The organism is Lactococcus cremoris subsp. cremoris NBRC 100676 (genome assembly GCF_001591705.1).
GTDB lineage: Bacteria > Bacillota > Bacilli > Lactobacillales > Streptococcaceae > Lactococcus > Lactococcus cremoris.
The window spans coordinates 18,059-38,338 of the sequence record NZ_BCVK01000018.1 but is presented as its reverse complement, the minus strand read 5'-3'; the positions used below and the strand labels follow the sequence as shown (position 1 = coordinate 38,338).

20 protein-coding genes are annotated in these 20,280 nt (G+C 36.5%); 18 read left to right on the top strand and 2 right to left on the bottom strand.

What is annotated here, in order from left to right:
* The 16 genes from LLA01S_RS13055 to LLA01S_RS04640 form a co-directional block, all read left to right on the top strand.
* On the top strand, nucleotides 1–1,804 hold a 1,804-nt coding region (locus LLA01S_RS13055), incomplete at its 5' end, for a PTS transporter subunit EIIC (RefSeq protein ID WP_255209970.1).
* 152 nt (nucleotides 1,805–1,956) lie between these two features.
* On the top strand, nucleotides 1,957–2,796 hold the full coding sequence (locus LLA01S_RS04710) for a thymidylate synthase (protein ID WP_032950252.1): 840 nt from the start codon (nucleotides 1,957–1,959) through the stop codon (nucleotides 2,794–2,796).
* Between the two features lie 271 nt (nucleotides 2,797–3,067).
* A complete protein-coding gene (locus tag LLA01S_RS04705) occupies nucleotides 3,068–3,940 on the top strand; it encodes a DUF6287 domain-containing protein (RefSeq protein WP_061777923.1) in 873 nt (290 codons plus the stop codon).
* A gap of 262 nt (nucleotides 3,941–4,202) precedes the next feature.
* Nucleotides 4,203–4,649, top strand: a complete 447-nt coding sequence (locus tag LLA01S_RS04700; RefSeq protein WP_011834907.1) for a MarR family winged helix-turn-helix transcriptional regulator — start codon at nucleotides 4,203–4,205, stop codon at nucleotides 4,647–4,649.
* Entirely contained in the window at nucleotides 4,646–6,019 is a 1,374-nt protein-coding gene (locus tag LLA01S_RS04695; RefSeq protein ID WP_032950248.1) for an MFS transporter, read from the top strand. The genes LLA01S_RS04700 and LLA01S_RS04695 overlap by 4 nt, the downstream gene beginning before the upstream one ends.
* Nucleotides 6,020–6,239: 220 nt before the next feature.
* The gene (locus LLA01S_RS04690) at nucleotides 6,240–6,992 is read left to right on the top strand and encodes an SDR family oxidoreductase (protein ID WP_011834909.1); all 753 of its coding nucleotides are present in this window, start codon (nucleotides 6,240–6,242) and stop codon (nucleotides 6,990–6,992) included.
* Nucleotides 6,993–7,008: 16 nt separating this feature from the next.
* Nucleotides 7,009–7,377 (top strand): DUF2255 family protein, encoded by a 369-nt coding sequence (locus LLA01S_RS04685; protein ID WP_021165492.1) that lies wholly within the window; start codon nucleotides 7,009–7,011, stop codon nucleotides 7,375–7,377.
* Nucleotides 7,378–7,411: 34 nt separating this feature from the next.
* Nucleotides 7,412–7,726, top strand: coding sequence for a carboxymuconolactone decarboxylase family protein (locus LLA01S_RS04680; RefSeq protein ID WP_061777922.1), 315 nt, complete (start codon nucleotides 7,412–7,414; stop codon nucleotides 7,724–7,726).
* A gap of 12 nt (nucleotides 7,727–7,738) precedes the next feature.
* Nucleotides 7,739–8,032, top strand: coding sequence for an antibiotic biosynthesis monooxygenase family protein (locus tag LLA01S_RS04675; protein WP_011676481.1), 294 nt, complete (start codon nucleotides 7,739–7,741; stop codon nucleotides 8,030–8,032).
* 15 nt (nucleotides 8,033–8,047) lie between these two features.
* A complete protein-coding gene (locus tag LLA01S_RS04670; protein ID WP_061777921.1) occupies nucleotides 8,048–8,455 on the top strand; it encodes a cupin domain-containing protein in 408 nt (135 codons plus the stop codon).
* Nucleotides 8,456–8,593: 138 nt separating this feature from the next.
* Nucleotides 8,594–9,304 (top strand): phosphoribosylaminoimidazolesuccinocarboxamide synthase, encoded by a 711-nt coding sequence (gene purC / locus LLA01S_RS04665; protein ID WP_015082611.1) that lies wholly within the window; start codon nucleotides 8,594–8,596, stop codon nucleotides 9,302–9,304.
* A gap of 54 nt (nucleotides 9,305–9,358) precedes the next feature.
* A complete protein-coding gene (gene purS, locus LLA01S_RS04660; RefSeq protein ID WP_011676478.1) occupies nucleotides 9,359–9,625 on the top strand; it encodes a phosphoribosylformylglycinamidine synthase subunit PurS in 267 nt (88 codons plus the stop codon).
* A complete protein-coding gene (gene purQ, locus LLA01S_RS04655; RefSeq protein WP_011676477.1) occupies nucleotides 9,622–10,302 on the top strand; it encodes a phosphoribosylformylglycinamidine synthase subunit PurQ in 681 nt (226 codons plus the stop codon). Before purS ends, purQ begins: the two co-directional genes overlap by 4 nt.
* A gap of 215 nt (nucleotides 10,303–10,517) precedes the next feature.
* Nucleotides 10,518–12,737 (top strand): phosphoribosylformylglycinamidine synthase subunit PurL, encoded by a 2,220-nt coding sequence (purL, locus tag LLA01S_RS04650; RefSeq protein ID WP_061777920.1) that lies wholly within the window; start codon nucleotides 10,518–10,520, stop codon nucleotides 12,735–12,737.
* Nucleotides 12,722–14,242 carry an amidophosphoribosyltransferase gene (gene purF / locus LLA01S_RS04645; protein WP_081106874.1) on the top strand — a complete coding sequence of 507 codons (1,521 nt, stop codon included), beginning with the start codon at nucleotides 12,722–12,724 and terminating at the stop codon, nucleotides 14,240–14,242. Before purL ends, purF begins: the two co-directional genes overlap by 16 nt.
* A gap of 112 nt (nucleotides 14,243–14,354) precedes the next feature.
* Nucleotides 14,355–14,978 (top strand): NAD-dependent epimerase/dehydratase family protein, encoded by a 624-nt coding sequence (locus tag LLA01S_RS04640; RefSeq protein ID WP_061777919.1) that lies wholly within the window; start codon nucleotides 14,355–14,357, stop codon nucleotides 14,976–14,978.
* Between the two features lie 32 nt (nucleotides 14,979–15,010).
* On the opposite strand, the gene LLA01S_RS13050 is transcribed toward LLA01S_RS04640, so the two are convergent.
* Nucleotides 15,011–15,190, bottom strand: a complete 180-nt coding sequence (locus tag LLA01S_RS13050; RefSeq protein WP_234922801.1) for a hypothetical protein — start codon at nucleotides 15,188–15,190, stop codon at nucleotides 15,011–15,013.
* Nucleotides 15,191–15,261: 71 nt separating this feature from the next.
* A complete protein-coding gene (locus LLA01S_RS04635; protein WP_232034971.1) occupies nucleotides 15,262–16,350 on the bottom strand; it encodes a hypothetical protein in 1,089 nt (362 codons plus the stop codon).
* A 196-nt stretch (nucleotides 16,351–16,546) separates the two neighbouring features.
* Here LLA01S_RS04635 and LLA01S_RS04630 point away from each other — a divergent pair, with 196 nt between their 5' ends.
* On the top strand, nucleotides 16,547–17,353 hold the full coding sequence (locus LLA01S_RS04630) for a hypothetical protein (RefSeq protein WP_061777918.1): 807 nt from the start codon (nucleotides 16,547–16,549) through the stop codon (nucleotides 17,351–17,353).
* A gap of 187 nt (nucleotides 17,354–17,540) precedes the next feature.
* Nucleotides 17,541–20,144: an ATP-dependent chaperone ClpB gene (gene clpB, locus LLA01S_RS04625; protein WP_015082606.1), complete on the top strand. Its 2,604-nt coding sequence runs from the start codon at nucleotides 17,541–17,543 to the stop codon at nucleotides 20,142–20,144.
* Nucleotides 20,145–20,280 lie beyond the last annotated feature (136 nt).

The window sequence follows — 20,280 nt, the reverse complement described above, 5'->3', positions numbered from 1 at the left end:
TTTTTCTGTATTTGGTAAAGAGGAGTATCTTCTACTTATTTTTAAAGGACAAGAAAAACTTGCAAATAATCCTTTCCCCGTTGAAGTAAAACAATTATTAAAAAGTGGTATTTTACTCTATCAAATGATTTTTCAAGAAAAATTAGATTATGAAGAATTATTTGAAAAAAATCAGCATATTATTTCTCCATTGCTTGCTGCTAAACCAATTGAAATGGAAATGATTCCAATACGTGAGGAAAGTAAATTCCATAAAACATATCTTTCTGAAAAATATTTGGGGGAATGTGTTATTCGTGGAGATGTTGCAGAGTTAAAAAAAGCTTTTTCAAATTATATGAATAAAGGAACTGCTGGAAAATTATCTAATAATTCAATGCGACATAAGAAAAACATTTTGATTTCAGTCATCACTATGACTACTCGTTCGGCTATACAGGGAGGATTACCTGAAGAAGAAGCTTTTTTGATGAGTGATTTATATATTCAAGAGCTTGAAGAATTAACGGAATTAGAAGAAATTAGAACGCTTGCCTATAATGTGATGATCGATTTTGCAGATAAAGTGAAACAGCATCGATATTGTCAGGTTTCTTATAAAATATTATCTTGTCAAAAGTATATTGTTAATCATTTATACGAAAAACTAAGTGTGAGTGAAATTGCAGAAGAGCTACACATGAATATTTCTTATTTATCTTCACAATTCAAAAAAGAGACAGGTGTAAATCGTCATGAATATAATGGCCATACGGCCGGTTTATTATCAATCGCAAGTTTGTTAATGCTAATGCCACAAATTATTAGTGTCCCTGTAGTAAAAAACATTCCAACCGAATTTCCGAAATCCGCGGTAGTTGACAGTGTGTCAAATGTTGAAGCATTTCAAACGGTATACACGGGTAGCACAGGATTAATTGTAGCAATCATAATTGGTTTTATTGTTTCATTAGTCTATATACAATTGAGCAAAAGAAATTTAGTTATTAAATTACCAGCTGGAGTTCCTCCAATGGTTGTAGATTCACTAAGTCCAGCAATTATTTCAATGGTGATTTTCTGTTTGATGTTCGGGATTCGTGTGGGATTCTCTTATACGCCATTCCATGATATTTTCAATTTCTCAACACAACTAATTCAAGCACCGTTGACTGGTGCTGTGGCAAATCCATGGGTTCTTATGGGCATCTTTACCTTTGGTAATTTCTTATGGTTCTTTGGTATCCACCCTAATTTAATTGGGGGAATTTTAAATCCATTGTTATTAACAATGTCATATGCTAATATTGATGCCTATGCTGCCGGAAAACCTGTACCATACTTACAAATGATGATTGTGTTTGCTGTGGGTGCGAACGCATGGGGCGGAAGTGGAAATACTTATGGGTTAGTTATTTCAATGTTTACGGCAAAATCTGAACGCTATAAACAATTATTAAAATTAGGTGCAATTGCTAGTATTTTCAATATCAGTGAACCATTACTTTTTGGTCTTCCAATGATGTTAAATCCTATTTTCTTTATTCCTTTGGTTTTCCAACCAGCAATTTTAGGAACTGTAGCATTGGGCTTGGCAAAGATATTAAATATTACAAATCTGAATCCAATGACGGCACTTCTTCCTTGGACGACACCAGCACCTGTGAGAATGGCCATTTCAGGTGGACTTCCATTTTTGATTATTTTTGCAATCTGTTTAGTCTTGAATGTTCTTATTTACTACCCATTCTTTAAGGTGGCGGATAATAAAGCTTTAGAAGAAGAAAAAGCAGCTGTTGAATTAGAAGGTTCAGAAACTGCCTGATGGATATTTTTTATAAATCTGGTTTGAACAAATTATATTGACATCTCTTTTTCTATCCTGATAATTCTGAGAGGTTATTTTGGGAAATACTATTGAACCATATCGAGGTGGTGTGGTATAATGAAGGGAATTAAAAAAGATAGGAAAATTTCATGACTTACGCAGATCAAGTTTTTAAACAAAATATCCAAAATATCCTAGATAATGGTGTTTTTTCAGAAAATGCAAGACCAAAGTATAAGGATGGTCAAATGGCGAATAGCAAATATGTCACTGGTTCATTCGTTACTTATGATTTGCAAAAGGGGGAGTTTCCAATTACCACTTTGCGTCCAATTCCAATCAAATCTGCTATTAAAGAATTGATGTGGATATACCAAGACCAAACAAGTGAGCTTTCTGTTCTCGAAGAGAAGTATGGAGTCAAATACTGGGGAGAATGGGGAATTGGTGATGGTACGATTGGGCAACGTTATGGTGAAACAGTCAAAAAATATAATATCATTGGTAAATTATTAGAAGGCTTGGCCAAAAATCCATGGAATCGTCGTAATATCATCAACCTTTGGCAGTATGAAGATTTTGAGGAAACAGAAGGTCTTTTACCATGTGCTTTCCAAACGATGTTTGATGTCCGTCGAGAAAAAGATGGTCAGATTTATTTGGATGCCACACTGATTCAACGTTCAAACGATATGCTTGTGGCCCACCATATCAATGCGATGCAATATGTTGCTTTGCAAATGATGATTGCAAAACATTTTTCTTGGAAAGTTGGGAAATTCTTTTATTTTGTAAATAATTTACATATTTATGATAATCAGTTTGAGCAGGCAAATGAATTAATGAAGCGAACAGCTTCTGAAAAAGAACCTCGTTTGGTCCTTAATGTTCCTGATGGTACAAACTTTTTCGATATTAAACCTGAAGATTTTGAACTTGTGGACTATGAGCCAGTAAAACCTCAATTGAAATTTGATTTAGCAATTTAAATTAATCTATAAGTTACTGACAAAATTGTCAGTAACTTTTTTTGTGGGAAAAATGTATTTTTATGACCGTAAAGAATCTGTCAGTAGAAGTCTGAAATTCGTTTAAAAATCGACTAGAATAGGCTTTAACGACAAGATGTTTTAAAGAGTACGCTCTAAATGTATTTTTTGTATTTTTTTGATTACGAAGTTTAAATTTAATTGACAAATGTTTTAAAATGAATATAATAGGACTTGTAACCGATTTTATTTTTATAAAGGAGAAAGAAAGATGAACAAACTTTTACTTGGAACAGCCTTTATAGGGGCTAGCTTACTGATTGTTGGGGGTGCTCATGCAGATACAAATGTTTATCGTTTGTATAATCATAATACTGGTGAGCACTTCTATACAACTAGTGGGACAGAAAAGAATGCTAATGTAAGTGCGGGTTGGACTTATGAAGGTGTCGGTTGGATCGCACCAACAACAAGTTCAAGCCCAGTTTACCGTGTGTACAATCCAAATGCTATGGGCGGAGACCATTATTACACAAAAAGCAAGTATGAAGCCCAAAGTTTAGTAAATAAGGGTTGGAAATGGGATAATAACGGAAAGGCGGTCTTCTATTCTGGAGGTTCTCAAGCCGTATATGTCGCTTATAATCCCAATGCACAATCTGGCGCTCACAATTACACGGAAAGTAGCTTTGAGCAAAATAGCTTATTGAATACTGGTTGGAAATATGGGGCAGTAGCTTGGTACGGGATTGGAGCAAAAAACGAAATGTTAAACATTGCTCAAATTGTTAATGGTAATTTTTCTAGTATTGTTGGAACTTGGAAAGATACTTCTGGAAATATGCTTGAAATTAATGCAATGGGAAATCTTACTTTAATATGGAAAGGGGCAAAGAATCAAACCTTTGAACTTGGCGCAGGTCAACAATTTAATGGAACTGCAGATATTGCCTTAAAAAATGGAGAGATTTCCCCTGGTAGTCCACTTAACATTTTTGTTGTACCAACAGAAGTTGCTTTCCCTAATAATAAAAAAGTAGACGATTCAACTGGGCAACAACGAATTTTTGTGAATTATTCTGGTACAAGCCCTCAAATGGCGAATAGTATGGCAGCGGTGGCTTTTTTTAGAGTTATTCCATGATTATATTAAATTTAGAATTGAATAAAATGTATTATTAAAAAGATAATATTATATCACGACAAGGCGACATCTATCAACTTTACCACTGGTATGGAAGTGACCATTATTACATCAGGAAACGCTAAAACGGTTGTTTTTACACCCGTAAAATAAATAATAAAATAATGTGAAATTACTGACATCATTTTGTCAGTAATTTTTTTATCAAAATCACACAAAAACGTTCGTTGACGAACAAAAAAACTATGTTATAATAATTCGTATGCGAACTAAAAAAGAAGCGATTGGCCGACTTTTAAAAGTAGCCAGCAACCAAATGTCTCGAGAATTTGATAATTTTGCAGCTCAACTTGATTTGACAGGTCAGCAAATGTCAATTTTAGATTTTCTTGGAAATCAAAGCGAAGAAGGTTCAGGAAAAGAAATTAGTCAGACGATGATTGAATTAGAATTTAATATCCGACGTTCAACAACGACGGAAATTTTACAGCGCATGGAAAAGCGGCTTTTAATTAATCGAAGAACAAGCCTGACCGATGCCCGCCAAAAATCAGTTGAATTAACTGAAGAAGGGAAAAGATATTTACCTGAAATCAGGGCTTATATCCAAGCACATAATAAAAAAGCTTTGACAGGATTATCAACAGAAGAGATTGCTGCGGTTGAAAAATTTCTTAATAATTTTAGCGTGCAGGAAGGAAGAGAATGAATAGAGAATTAGAAAAAAATAAAGCGAATCATAAAATTAGCGCGAAAACGCGCTTTTCGATTGTCGCTGTGGCTCTTGTGGCCTTTATGGGGATATTGGCGGAAACAAGTCTGAATGTGACTTTCCCCACGCTTGAGAAAACTTTTGGACTTCCACTAAGTACGGTTCAATGGGTGACGACAGCTTATTTGCTTGTTGTTGCTATTGTTATGCCTACAAGTTCATACATCAGCCAACGTTTTCAAAACCGAACCTTGTTTTTTGCAGGATTAATCTTCTTTACTATCGGTGATTTATTGAGTTTAATTTCATCAAATTTTACTATTTTGATGGCTGGACGTTTGATTCAAGGGATTGGGACTGGGATTGCAATTCCTTTAATGTTTAATCTTGTCTTGACTAAAATTCCTCGTGAACGGGTTGGTCTTTGGATGGGATTTGCTGGTATGATTTTGAGTATTGCACCCGCACTTGGCCCAACTTATGGGGGGCTTTTAACGGGAACTCTTGGCTGGCGAATGATTTTTGCAATTATTTTAATTATCCCAATCTGCTTATTTCCTTTGGGAGCTTGGGCTATTGAAAAGAGTGAAAAAACTCGTCCAGGTAAATTTGATTTTATCGCTTTTATTTTCTTATCACTTGTGATGAACAGTGCCCTTTTAGCTTTAGATTCATTATCAAGTGCTCATTTTTCATGGATTTGGTTAATCCTATTTATTATTGGATTAATTGCCTTTATTTGGCGTTCAAAAACAAGTTCTTTGAATTTTATAGATATCAATGTCTTTAAGAGTCCAACCTTTACTTTGTCAGTCCTTGTTTATTGTATTTTACAATTTGTAAATTTGGGTATTAACTTTATCATCCCTAATTTCTTACAGGTTTCTCTTGGTGCCACAAGTACCTTGGCAGGTTTTGCTTTATTACCTGGTTCATTAATTGGTTCAGCGGCGCAAGGACCAATCGGTGCACTTTATGACCGAAAAGGGGCCAAGGGTATCTTATATAGCGGGAACACTGTTTTCTTCATTGCACTTGTATTGTTAACGATTTTTACTAAAAATCTAACTTTACTGGGTGTGATGGGACTTTATGTTGTATTCACAATCGGACGTTCGTCAAGCTTTGCAACGACAATGACCAATAGTCTAGCTCAACTCCCGCATGATAAAGCCGCTTCTGGAAATGCTTGGTTTACTACGACTTCTCAATTTGCGGCATCAGCAGGGACGGCGACGGCCAGTCTGATTGCAACAAAATCAAGTAATTTAACAACCGGAACTCAACATGTATTTATGTTTTTCCTTTGTCTTGCTTTACTTAACTTTGTTTTCTATACTTTGATTTTGAATAAAAAAATAAAATAAATTTTGATGAAAGTTTCGTAATTATACGAAGCTTTTTTATAATTTAATATAGTATGCTTAAAAAGCATAATTATTGATATAAAAAGCATTTCACGTCAGTAAAAAATTATTTTATAATAAAATCATCGAAAAGATGAAACGATGTGAGACTTTTAAGTTGACTTGAAGTGGACTTCAAGGAATATAATGAAAATAGAAGTTAAAAATGAATGGAGAAAAAATGTCAAACAATATTGAAAACAAGGTAGTATTAATCACGGGGGCATCAAGTGGTATTGGTCAGTCAACTGCCGAATTGCTTGCTAAAAAAGGCGCTAAAATTGTTTTAGCAGCAAGACGAGAAAGTCGTTTGAAAGAGTTGGCTGATAAAATTAATAAGGCTGGTGGTCAAGCGATTTATCAAGTGACAGATGTGACTAATCCAGAAGACAGTAAAAAATTGGTGCAATATGCCAAAGAAAAATTTGGTAAAGTTGATGCGATTTTCTTGAATGCAGGAATTATGCCAAGTTCCCCTTTGTCAGCGCTCCATGTTGAAGAATGGGAGAGTATGGTCGATATTAACCTTAAAGGGGTCCTTAATGGTCTTGCTGCTGTCTTACCTGAATTCACTGCTCAAAAATCTGGGCATGTGATTACAACGAGTTCGGTTGCCGGACTAAAAGCCTACCCTAATGGTGGCGTTTATGGGGCAACAAAATGGGCAGTTCGTGAATTAATGGAAGTGCTTAGAATGGAATCTGCTCAAGAAGGGACAAACATTCGAACGGCTACTATTTATCCGGCTGCTATAAATACTGAGTTACTGAATACAATTACGGACACAGAGGCAGCCAAAGGAATGGCCGCGCTTTATGAACAGTATGGTATTAGTCCAGAGGCCATTGCTCGAATAGTTGCCTTTGCACTTGAACAACCTGCAGATGTTAACGTCAGCGAGTTTACTGTTGGACCTACAAGCCAACCTTGGTAAGATAAAAGGAGAAAAAATGGAAATTGATGTAAAAAAGTTTTCTAAGATACAAGATATTTATATTAGCCCGGATCCACAAGAACATCGTCCTGCTTGGATTTGGTTTGCTTATATTGATGATGATTTAGCGGTAGCAGCAGGTCGCGGAACGGCATCAAGTTGGTGGAATTCGGCTATGATTTCAAAAAAGGGGCAAGTTCACATTGATGGGAAAGCTTATCAAGTAGAATTTGAGCCAGTGACAGATAAAGTAAGTATTGATAAATTTATTGATTCTTATCGACAACGTTCAGGCTATAGCTGGGATCCTGCTTGGGAGAAAAATTTTAGACCGACAGTGATGCGTCTGAAATTTTTGGAAGAGCTTGGAAGAAGTACGAGATAAAAAAATTAGATATTGAAGAGATGTGGAGGCTAGAATGGAAAAACAAACCGCAGGACATGAACAACTTGGAGAATTTGCCCCAAAATTTGCTGAATTAAATGACGATATTCTTTTTGGAGAAGTCTGGAGTAGTGAAAAAGAACTTTCAGCACATGAACGTAGTGTCATTACGATTACGGCTTTGATTACTGGTGGAAATTTTGAACAATTAAATTTTCATATGTCTAAGGGAAAAGAAAATGGAATTAGTCAAGAAGAAATTTCAGAAATAATTACCCATCTGAGCTTTTATGTGGGATGGCCAAAGGCTTGGTCAGCTTTTAATATTACTAAAACGATTTGGAAATAAGAAAGGGAAGCTATGACAATAACGGTCAACATTTTGTATCAAGGTGACGGGAATAAGGCCCATCTTTTTGCTGATGAAATGATAAGCTCAGGTCTTGTTGATAAAATTCGTCAGCAAAGTGGAAATTTGCGTTATGAGTATTTTGCTCCCTTTGATAATGAACAAGCGATTTTATTGATTGATGAGTGGGAAAACCAAGAAGCTATTGATCTTCATCATAAAAGTGAGATGATGGCTCAAATTGCTGAGTTAAGAAAAAAATATCAGCTTCGATTGAAAGTGACTCGATATCAAGAGATTGATTAAGAAAGAGAGAATGGAATGAACAAAAAAGAACTAGAAGAAGAACTTATTTTCCCGCAAGGTGAAAAAAATCCTTATGGAGCCTATTTTACGGGACAGTCTTATTTAGAAGGAATGATTGCGGATAAGGACTTGCCCTGTGGTGTGGGAAATGTGACTTTTGAGCCTGGATGCCGTAATCATTGGCATATTCATAAAGATGGCTATCAAGTTTTATTGGTTACAGCCGGTGAGGGTTGGTACCAAGAAGAGGGTAAGGCAGCTCAACTTTTACATGCGGGAGATACGATTGTCACTCATGCAGGAGTTAAACATTGGCATGGAGCGACTAAGGATAGTTGGTTTAGTCATGTCGCCATTACAGCGGGGGAAGCTGTTTGGTTGGAAGAAGTTTCTGATGAACAATATGAAAATCTCAGTAAATAAAAAGTTATTTCCGAACATTCAGCAAAACCGAACAATAAAATGAAAAAGTTCTAGTTTTATCCGCTAGAGCTTTTTTTATTTGTCTCATTAGAGTAGAATAAGAAGCATAAAGAATTCCTTAAATGGATGGAGGATATTATGGAAAAAGAAACGCTGCTTTATGAAGGAAAAGCCAAAAAACTGTATTTTACAGACGATTCTAATGTGCTTTGGGTTGAATATTGTGATCAAGCGACAGCTTTAAATGGTGCTCGTAAAGAACAAATTACTGGGAAAGGTGCTCTAAATAATCAAATTACTTCATTGATTTTTGAAAAATTAAATGCTGAAGGATTAGAAACGCATTTTATTAAAAAGTTATCAAAAACCGAACAATTGAATAAAAAAGTATCAATAATTCCTTTGGAAGTTGTTTTGCGAAATGTCGTTGCTGGGTCTTTTGCCAAACGATTTGGTCTTGAAGAAGGAATTGTTTTGGAAGAACCTATTGTTGAATTTTATTATAAAGATGATGCTTTAGATGACCCATTTATCAATGATGAACATGTCAAATTCCTGAACATTGCAAGTGATTCTGAAATTGAGTTTCTAAAAAAACAAACACGTAAAATTAATAAGATTTTGAAAAAAATATGGACTGAAATTGGCTTAACTTTGGTTGATTTCAAACTTGAATTTGGTCGTCTTGCTGATGGAAGTATTATTCTTGCTGACGAAATCTCACCAGATACTTCACGTCTTTGGGACGCGAAGGGGCAACACATGGATAAAGACGTTTTCAGGCGTAATATTGGAGATTTGATTGAAACTTATACTGAAGTTTTAAATCTATTGGAAAAGACAAAATAAGAATGTTCTAGTCTTTAGGGCAGGTCTCACATCTTATATAGAAAGAATTTAAAAATGACAAAAGTACGTGTTTACGTGGCTTACAAAGCCTCAATTCTCGATCCTCAAGCTCAAGCAATTAAAGCAGCCACCCATAAAATGGGTTATCAAGAAGTTTCAGACTTGAATGTTGGTAAGTTTTTCGATTTTGATTTTGATGCGGAAGCTGAGCTTGCTAAAGAAAAAGCGACTGAAATTGCCAATGAATTGTTGGCGAATCCAAATATGGAAACTTACAAAGTTGAAATTTTGACTGAACAAAGTGAAGGAGTCAAAAAATGAAATTTGCAGTCATTCAATTTCCAGGGTCAAATTGCGATTTTGATTTACTTTGGGCAATTCGTGATGTCATGGGGGCAGAGGCAGAATTTGTCTGGCATGACGAGAAGTCACTTGCAGGATTTGATGGAGTATTGATTCCTGGTGGATTTTCTTATGGCGATTATTTGCGATGTGGTGCAATTGCTTCATTTGCTAACATTATGCCTGAAATCAAACGTTTGGCTAAAGAAGGGAAACCTGTTTTTGGCACTTGTAATGGATTTCAAATTTTGGTTGAATCTGGGCTTTTACCAGGTGTATTGATTCGCAATGAGGGTTTGAAATTTGTTTCCAAATGGCAAGTCCTTAAAGTTGAAAATAATCAAAGTAATTTTACGACTGAATATGCTAAAGATGCTTTGATTAATTTACCCATCGCCCACGGCGAAGGCCAATATGTTGCTGACGAAGCAACGCTTGCTGAACTTAAAGAAAATGGTCAAATCGTTTTCACTTATGCAGATGAAAATCCTAATGGTTCAGTTGAAAATATTGCTGGAATTGTCAATAAAGAAGGAAATGTACTTGGGATGATGCCTCATCCTGAGCGTGCTATGGAAGAATTGCTTGGTGGAGCTGACGGAAGAAAAATGTTTGCCTCTTTGTTGAAAAATTTTCTAGTGACTGTAAAAAATTAAGAAAAATTTGCTGACAGCTTTGTCAGTAAGCTGAAAACTTGTAAAATTTGCTGACAGAACTGTCAGTGAGTTTGTAATTTGAAATTAACTGAGTTCGCCCCCTTGAAATGAGTGAAATTTGACAAAATTAAAAAACTGCACGAGCGCAGAACCATCAATTTTCCTAATTTTCACCACTTCAAAACAGTCGGGCTCACATCTTATAGGAGAAGAACATGACTTTGGAGATGTTACCAGAACAGATTCAAGAAAGCAAAATTTACCGTGAGTGGGGACTGACGGATGAAGAATATTTGAAAATCAAGGATGAGATTCTTGGTGGACGCTTGCCAAACTTTACGGAAACTGGGATGTATGCCGTGATGTGGTCAGAACATTGCTGCTACAAAAATTCAAAACCTGTCTTAAAAAAATTTCCGACGACTGGGCCGCAAGTCTTGATGGGACCTGGTGAAGGGGCTGGGGTTGTGGATATTGGTGATGGTTTGGCGGTTGTTTTCAAAGCTGAATCTCATAATCATCCATCTTACGTTGAGCCTTATGAAGGTGCAGCAACAGGTTCTGGTGGTATTATTCGTGATATTTTTTCAATGGGGGCTCGTCCAATTGCAATTTTGGATAGTTTGCGTTTTGGACCAATTGACAATGGTAAAACACGTCATATTGTTGACCAAGTGACAGCCGGAATTGCGGGATACGGAAACTGTATTGGCATTCCAACGGTTGGTGGCGAAGTGGCTTTTGATGAATCATACGCTGGTAATCCTTTAGTGAATGTCATGTGTGTGGGCTTAATTGAGCATAAACATATCCAAAAAGGACAAGCTAAAGGTGTGGGAAATTCTATTTTTTATGTCGGAGCGAAAACAGGACGTGACGGCATTCATGGGGCATCTTTTGCTTCCAAAGAATTTGGTTCGGGCTCAGAAACACAACGTTCAGCCGTTCAAGTTGGCGACCCTTTTATGGAAAAACTATTGCTTGAAGCCTGTATTGAAGTTATCCAAAATCATGGCGATATTTTAGTTGGAATTCAAGATATGGGTGCCGCTGGCTTAGTTTCATCGACTTCAGAAATGGCTTCAAAAGCTGGGTCAGGTTTGCGTCTTAACTTGGATAATGTGCCACAGCGTGAAACAGAAATGATTCCTTATGAAATGATGTTGTCTGAGTCACAAGAGCGTATGGTGCTTTGTGTCAAAAAAGGACATGAACAAGAAATCATTGATTTATTTAAAAAATACGACCTTGATGCTGTGAATATTGGGGAAGTGACTGATGATGGCTTTTATACACTTTATCATAAAGGGCAAATGGTTGCTCATGTTCCTGTTGATTCATTGGCAGAAGATGCACCGACTTATTACCGTGAGGCAAAAGTTCCTGAGCGCATTCAAAAATTTACTGACAGCGAGAAATATCTTCCAGAAATTACTGACAGCGCGGTCAGTGAAATTTTCAAAAAACTTTTGGCTCAACCGACAATTGCCAGCAAGAAATCAATTTATGAAACTTATGATTCGCGTGTGATGACCAACACTGTTGTTGCACCAGGGTCAGATGCCGCAGTTTTAAGAGTGCGTGGTACAAACAAAGCACTTGCGATGACAACGGACTGTAATGCTCGTTATCTCTATCTTGACCCAGAAAAAGGTGGAGCAATTGCGGTTGCCGAAGCGGCTCGTAATATTGTCGCCTCTGGTGGAAAACCACTTGCGATTACCGACTGTTTGAACTTTGGAAATCCGGAAAAACCAGAACAATTCTGGGAATTGACGACTGCCGCTGATGGAATTTCACGTTCTTGTTTGGCTCTTGATACGCCTGTTATTTCAGGAAATGTCAGTCTTTACAATGAAACGAACGGTTCAGCTATTTTACCTACCCCAATGATTGGAATGGTTGGTTTGATTGAGGATGTAAAAAATATTACGACTCAAGAATTTAAAAAAGCGGGTGATTTGATTGTATTAGTCGGGCAAACTTTTGATGATTTTTCAGGTTCTGAACTTCAAAAAATGCTGACAGGCGAGATTTCTGGCAAGATTGATTTTGATTTAGAAACTGAAAAAGTCAATCAAGACTTTGTTTTAAAAGCAATTACTGACGGATTAATCAATTCAGCGCACGATTTGTCAGAAGGTGGTCTAGCGATTGCCTTAGCTGAATCTGCTTTTGCAAATGGCTTAGGAATTGATGTAGAAGTTGATTTAAGCAATGCTCAATTATTCTCAGAAACGCAAGGTCGCTTTGTACTCTCAATTTCACCAGAAAATCAAGCTGCTTTTGAAAAATTACTGACAGAAAGTTCTGCTAGTAGCGAAGTCATCGGAAAAGTTACTGACAACGGAATTTTGAAAATTAATGAACTTTCTATTTCTACTGACGAAGCTGTCAGCATTTATGAAGGAGCCCTTCCATGTCTGATGAAATAACAAGCGCAACATTTACTGAACAAGAGTGGTCGCATTTTGAGAAAAAAAGTTTGAATCAAACTGAAGCCGATGAGCTCCGCGACTGGTCGCGGTTTGAAGCGAAGACATTAAATGAAGAATGTGGACTTTTCGGCGTTTGGGGACATCCTGATGCCGCTCGTCTAACCTATTTTGGTCTTCACGCTTTGCAACATCGCGGGCAAGAAGGCGCAGGAATTCTGGTCAATAACAACGGCAAGCTCAATCGTCATCGTGGTTTAGGTTTGGTCACCGAAGTTTTTCGTGACGAAAAAGATTTGGAAGAACTGACAGGTTCATCTGCCATTGGTCATGTCCGCTATGCGACGGCTGGCTCGGCAAATATTAATAATATTCAGCCATTCCAGTTTGAATTTCATGACGGATCACTTGGACTTGCCCACAATGGAAATTTAACTAACGCTCAATCCTTGCGCTGTGAACTTGAAAAATCTGGAGCAATATTTTCTAGTAATTCAGACACAGAAATCCTCATGCACTTGATTCGCCGTAGTCATCATCCAGAATTTATGGGCAGAGTCAAAGAAGCACTTAATACGGTCAAAGGTGGCTTTGCCTATCTTATTATGAATGAAAATTCAATTGTCGCAGCTCTTGACCCTAATGGATTTCGGCCACTTTCAATCGGTAAAATGAGCAACGGTGCGGTTGTCGTGGCCTCAGAAACTTGTGCTTTCGATGTTGTTGGCGCCACTTGGATTCAAGATGTTCAACCCGGTGAAATCATTGAAATTAATGACGACGGCATTCATGTGGACCAATTTACTGACAGCACCAACATGACTATTTGTTCAATGGAATACATCTATTTCGCTCGTCCTGACAGCAATATCGCTGGAGTTAATGTTCATACTGCCAGAAAACGTTCAGGAAAAATTTTAGCCCAAGAAGCCAAAATTGACGCTGATATTGTCATTGGTGTCCCTAATTCATCACTCAGTGCCGCTTCAGGCTACGCTGAAGAATCGGGCTTGCCTTACGAAATGGGGCTGATTAAAAATCAATATGTGGCAAGAACTTTCATTCAACCGACTCAAGAACTTCGTGAACAAGGCGTTCGCATGAAATTGAGTGCTGTTCGAGGTGTTGTAGAAGGAAAACGTGTCATCATGGTTGATGACAGCATTGTGCGTGGAACGACCAGCCGTCGCATTGTCAAACTCCTCAAAGATGCAGGCGCAGCCGAGGTTCATGTGGCAATCGCCAGTCCCGCTCTCAAATATCCTTGCTTTTACGGCATTGACATCCAAGATCGTGAAGAACTCATCGCAGCCACACACACGACTGATGAAATCAGAGAAGCTATCGGAGCGGATAGTCTGACCTATCTCAGCCAGTCAGGGCTTGTCGAGGCGATCGGTCACGATAAACTTTGCTTGTCATATTTTGACGGCGAATATCCAACACCGCTTTATGATTATGAAGCAGACTATTTGGAATCTTTGGCAAAAAATGGTCTGAAATAAAAACTAGAGTATTTTCTCTAGTTTTTAATTTGGTCAAATCCATAAAGCGATTATTTTTTATTAGTTTCCTTAATATGTTAGGATAAGAAATAAAAGCAAGTGAGGTAAGCAAATGATTATTACGATTGTTGGAGGAACTGGACTGGTCGGTCAAGGTATTTTCAAGGAACTTGCCCAAGTTGCAGATTATGAATTACATAGCTTATCAAGACATGGTAAATCTAAAGATAATCTAGTTGAGCCAGTCATTTACCATGCTGCTAATCTAAATGAAACCGGTGATTGGCAAGAACTTTTACAGAAATCAGATTGGGTGATTGATGCGGTAGGAATTCTATTACCGAGTAAATCAAAAGGAACAACTTATGAAAAAAATAGTATTCAACCAGCAAAAATAATTATTGATACAATAGTTAACTCAGAAAATCAATGTCTTTTTATTTCAGCAAATGATGGTCCTTTTTTTATAAATGACTATATGAAAGCTAAAAAAAAAGTGGAAGCTTATGGTCAAAAATGTTTGAAATCAAGATTTGTTTCTGTTTTTCCAGGAATTGTCTATGATGCTTCACGAAAAAGCAGTTATTTTCCAGCACGCCTATTGGAGCCGCTCGTGAAAATTCCGATTTTTTCTTTCTTAAAAAGCTATCGTCCGATTAAGCGAAGCCAATTTGCTAAAGAGATTCATAAAATTATCGAAGGAAAAGAAAGCTCACTGACCACTCGTATTAAATAAAAAACTCATGCTTAGACATGGGTTTTTCTAATTTATTTTGATTTTTTAAGAAGTGGAACTATTTTTGGATAAATAAGATAAGCGATGATAATTAAGATAATCAATGATGTAGCAATAAGATTCCATGATTTCATTAGTTCAATACTTCGAGCAGTAGGAATGGGAGTTGAAGTAATAACGAACAAAGTCTTGATAGATAAGCCATTTTTCATGATGATAAGTGAACCTAAAAGCATTAACAAAAATTGGTGAAGAATACTTCCGATATTTTGAATGGTATATTTTATCCAGATCCGTTATCTTCAACGATATTAATAGTACTTTCATAGTCTTGAGTTAAGCTTGAATTTAAACTTCCTTTGAATAAACTAGTAAGGAATAAACCTAGAGCAAATAGAGGACTAAAAACAATCAAAAGTAAACCTAGAAAAATTCCGATTAAAGAATAGGTTTTGACATTATTTCCAAGTAAATTTTTGACCTTAGAGGCAAAGACAATTCCTAAAACATAAGGAAGATAAAATTGTAAAAATAAATGCTGATGACCATAAAAGCCAGCGACATACAAAGAACAAAAAAGAAATAAATAATTTCCCACTGCCCCATTAATAGCTGTCAAATATGATAATTTACGAGGGATATTTCTTTGGATTTTATTTTTGAAAAAATTTATAGCGACAATATAGAGGGTGACCAAAAAGAAAAATCCGAAAATGAAATAATCAAATTCTAAACTATTGGCAAGTAATCGACTTGAGCGTAATAGAAAGAGGCAAACAAAAAATAAAGCAAATAAAATAAGATATTTATAGGAGGCTTTTTCTAAGTCATTTGGATCAACTTTGTAATTGTCCAAATTTCCAACTAATTGGAAGGAGAGAAGATAAACTATTCCATAGAAGACAAAGAACAGGGGATATTTTAGAGAAGGCGGGAAGACAAAAGAAAAGCCAAGGGCTAAAAACAAAAGTAAACTAATTAAGGTCTTTTCTTTGATAAGCTGGTTAGTATTTTTTAGATCATAGTTTACTGAAGTGTTTGACATCGGCAACCAAGCTGCACTTACTCCTAGAAAAATACCGGATAAAGTATAGAAAGGAAAGTAAAAAGAACCAAGAAATCCAAGTAAGCAACCCAATAAACCAGCGTACAATGAAATTTTTAAAAGACTGTAGCTGTTGATTCTTGTTTTTATTCCTCTTATAAAGAATATGCCGGTCATTCTGAAAGTATAAAAGAGCAGAAAAGGAAGTAGGGCAAGAAGTGAGGTTCCTTTGGCAATTTGAATAAAAATCATGAATGGAAGAACAATAATCGTATTACTTAGTATTAAGAGGGCAGACTTTCCCAAAGAATTTAGTTGTTGAGTCATTTTTCTCCTATCTTTTCTTTGTTAAATATGACATCTAAGTCCATTATAGGGCAAAATGTATTAAAAAGACAGCTTCACTTTTTTTATATAAAAAAATAAGTGACGTCTTCCAGTTTTTTGTAAAATAAAAAAATTAAATTGACAAAAAATTTATAAAAGAACATAATAAAAGCGCTTTCTAAGGAGGGAGTAGATTATGAAAAAAATATTATTGACTTTATTAATAGTTGGAACCACCCTCGCAGTAGGATTTCGAGTGAGTGCCGATAGTATGGTCTATCGTCTCTATAATCATAATACCGGAGAGCATTTTTATACTACGAGTGCAACTGAGCGAGCGGTTGATATTAGTGCTGGTTGGACTGATGAAGGATTGGGTTGGGTAGCACCAGATAAAGGGATAACCGTTTATCGCCTTTATAACCCCAATGCTGCGGGTGGAGACCATTACTACACTAAAAGTAAGTATGAAGCGCAGTCTTTAGTAAATAAAGGCTGGAAGTGGGATAATCAAGGAAAAGCAGTTTTTTATTCAGGCGGAAATTTGCCGATATATGTTGCTTACAACCCCAATGCTCAATCTGGAGCTCATAATTACACGGGAAATTTATTTGAAGAAAATAACTTAATTAATATTGGTTGGAAATATAAAGCAGTCGCTTGGAATGCTGTCAGTTTGTCAGTAAATCCTTCAAATAATTCTTTGCAGGAAATTGCTGATGCACTGAATACAGCAAGTTCAAACATTGTGAATGAAAGTGGGGGAATATTTAACAAGGTGAATGTTAGCGCTAGCGGTAACGTGCTTGTTGTCGATTTTACTTTTTCTCGAAATCATGGTTCACTCAGTCCTGATAAAATTCAAGATTTGAAAAAACAATTAACCCCTTTACTTACTGAAAATCAATCAATTTTCCAAAATGCGGGGATTTCCAATTTATCAATTAAGTATAATTTCAGAAACCCTGATGGAAGCCTTGTTGCAAGCATTGTTTATCCTTAAAACAACTTATTTTACTTATAAATATTAAAACTACTGACAAAAATTCTGTCAGTAGTTTTTGTATATAATAAAAGTCAAAAAACGAATCAAAAAGCTTGACCATTACTGACCAATGTATTATAATTAGAATGTAGTGAGAAAAAGATAACAATCACTACCAACTATGAAATCGAAATGAGGTGTTTTTATGGACATCGAAAAAATGACAACAACGATGCAAGAAGCACTTGGTTCAGCGCAACAAATTGCGCAAGTTCGTCATCACCAAGTGATTGAAGTTCCACATTTATGGCGAATTTTTGTTCAACCTAATAGTTTTGGGGCGAACTTTTATAAAGATTTAGGGATTGACCTAGATGACTTTACAAATTTAATTGAAAAAGAAATTGACAAAATTAATTCGGTAGAAGGTTCAAATATTACATATGGTCAAAACCTAAGTCCAGATTTGTTCCAAGTATTTACTGAAGCAGACAAAATTGCGCAAAAAATGGGCGATGAATACCTATCAACTGAGATTATTCTCCTTGCCCTCTTTGAATTAAAACAAAATCCATTGACCGAGTATTTGGTCAGCCATGGACTAACAAAAGCAAAAGCGCAAGCTGCGATTGAAAAATTACGTGGAGGTGATAAAGTGACCAGTCAAAATGCAGAAGAAACATACAAAGCACTTGAAAAATATGGGGTGGATCTCGTTGCTCAAGTTAAATCAGGCAATCAAGATCCCGTCATTGGACGTGATGAAGAAATTCGTGATGTCATTCGAGTGCTTTCTCGTAAAACAAAAAATAATCCCGTTCTTATTGGTGAACCTGGGGTTGGTAAAACAGCCATTGTCGAAGGATTGGCACAAAGGATTGTCAGAAAAGACGTTCCTGAAAATCTAAAAGATAAAACAATCTTTTCACTGGATATGGGTGCCTTGATTGCAGGAGCGAAATATCGTGGTGAATTTGAAGAACGTTTGAAAGCAGTCCTTAATGAAGTTAAAAAAGCTGATGGACAAATTATCCTTTTCATTGATGAACTTCATACCATTGTTGGTGCAGGTAAAACAGAAGGTTCAATGGACGCTGGTAACCTTTTGAAACCAATGCTTGCACGTGGTGAACTCCATTTGATTGGGGCAACGACCTTGGATGAATATCGTAAATACATGGAAACAGATAAAGCACTTGAACGTCGTTTCCAAAAAGTATTGGTCACTGAGCCTACTGTTGAAGATACGATTTCAATCTTGCGTGGTCTAAAAGAACGTTTTGAAATTCACCATGGGGTGACCATTCATGATAATGCTTTAGTTGCAGCAGCCACATTGTCAAATCGTTATATTACAGACCGTTTTTTACCAGATAAAGCGATCGACTTAATTGATGAAGCCAGTGCAACGATTCGGGTGGAAATGAATTCACTCCCAACTGAACTTGACCAAGCCAATCGTCGCTTGATGCAATTAGAAATTGAAGAAGCAGCCCTCAAAAAAGAACGGGATGATGCTTCTAAGAAACGTCTTGAAATTATACGTGGTGAAATTTCTGAACTTCGAGAAGAAAATAATCAACTCAAAGCCCAATGGGAAGCTGAGAAAAAAGAAGTGGGCAATATTTCTGAAAAACGTAATGAATTAGAACATGCTCGCCACGAATTGGAAGAAGCCCAAAATGAAGGAAACTTAGAAAAAGCAGCAGCCCTTCGTTATGGTAAAATTCCTGAAATTGAAAAAGAACTCAAAGCCATTGAAGAAAAAGCAAAATCAGATGATTTATCTTTAGTTCAAGAATCAGTCACTGAAGAACAAATCGCCGAAGTGGTTGGACGGATGACTGGTATTCCAATTACCAAATTGGTTGAAGGTGAACGTGAAAAATTACTTCATTTGCCAGAAACACTTCATCAAAGAGTTGTCGGACAAGATGAAGCTGTTGAAGCCGTATCTGATGCCATTATTCGTGCGCGTGCAGGAATTCAAGACCCTAACCGTCCACTTGGCTCATTCCTCTTCCTTGGACCAACTGGGGTAGGTAAGACCGAACTTGCGAAAGCATTGGCTGAAAATCTCTTTGATTCAGAAGAACATATGGTTCGGATTGACATGAGTGAATATATGGAAAAACACAGCGTGTCACGTTTAGTCGGAGCTCCTCCAGGATATGTCGGTTACGATGAAGGAGGCCAATTGACCGAAGCCGTTCGCCGTAATCCTTATACCATCATCTTGCTTGATGAAATCGAAAAAGCACATCCAGATGTCTTCAATATCTTGTTGCAAGTTTTAGATGACGGACGTTTGACCGACTCTAAAGGTGTTCTCGTCGACTTTAAGAATACAGTATTGATTATGACTTCAAATGTCGGTTCTCAGTATCTGCTCGATAATGTTGGAGAAAATGGTGAAATTTCTGAAGAAACAACAGAAAATGTGATGTCGCAACTTCGCGCGCATTTCAAACCAGAATTTTTAAACCGGATTGATGATACCATTCTTTTCAAACCATTGGCGCTTGAAGACATCAAGAACATTATCCTTAAAATGACCAGTCAACTAGCACATCGTCTTGAAGAAATGGAAGTTGAGCTTGAATTGAGTGAAGAAGTAAAAGTTTGGATTGCTGAAAATGCTTATGAACCTGCTTATGGTGCACGCCCACTCAAACGTTACTTGACAAAAGTCATCGAAAATCCATTAGCTAAGCTGATTATCGGAGGAAAAATTCCACCAAAATCAAAAGTTATTGTAAGGCTTATAGATAACAAGGTTGACTTTGATATTCAATCGATTGCTGAATAAATAGATTAAACCGTTGGCTGATGCTGGCGGTTTTTTTATGTAGATATGTGAATATTTAAATAAACAAAATCCTTATTTCCGAACAATCCAATCAAAAAGTTTCAGTTCTACCTGCTGGAACTTTTTTTATGTTTGA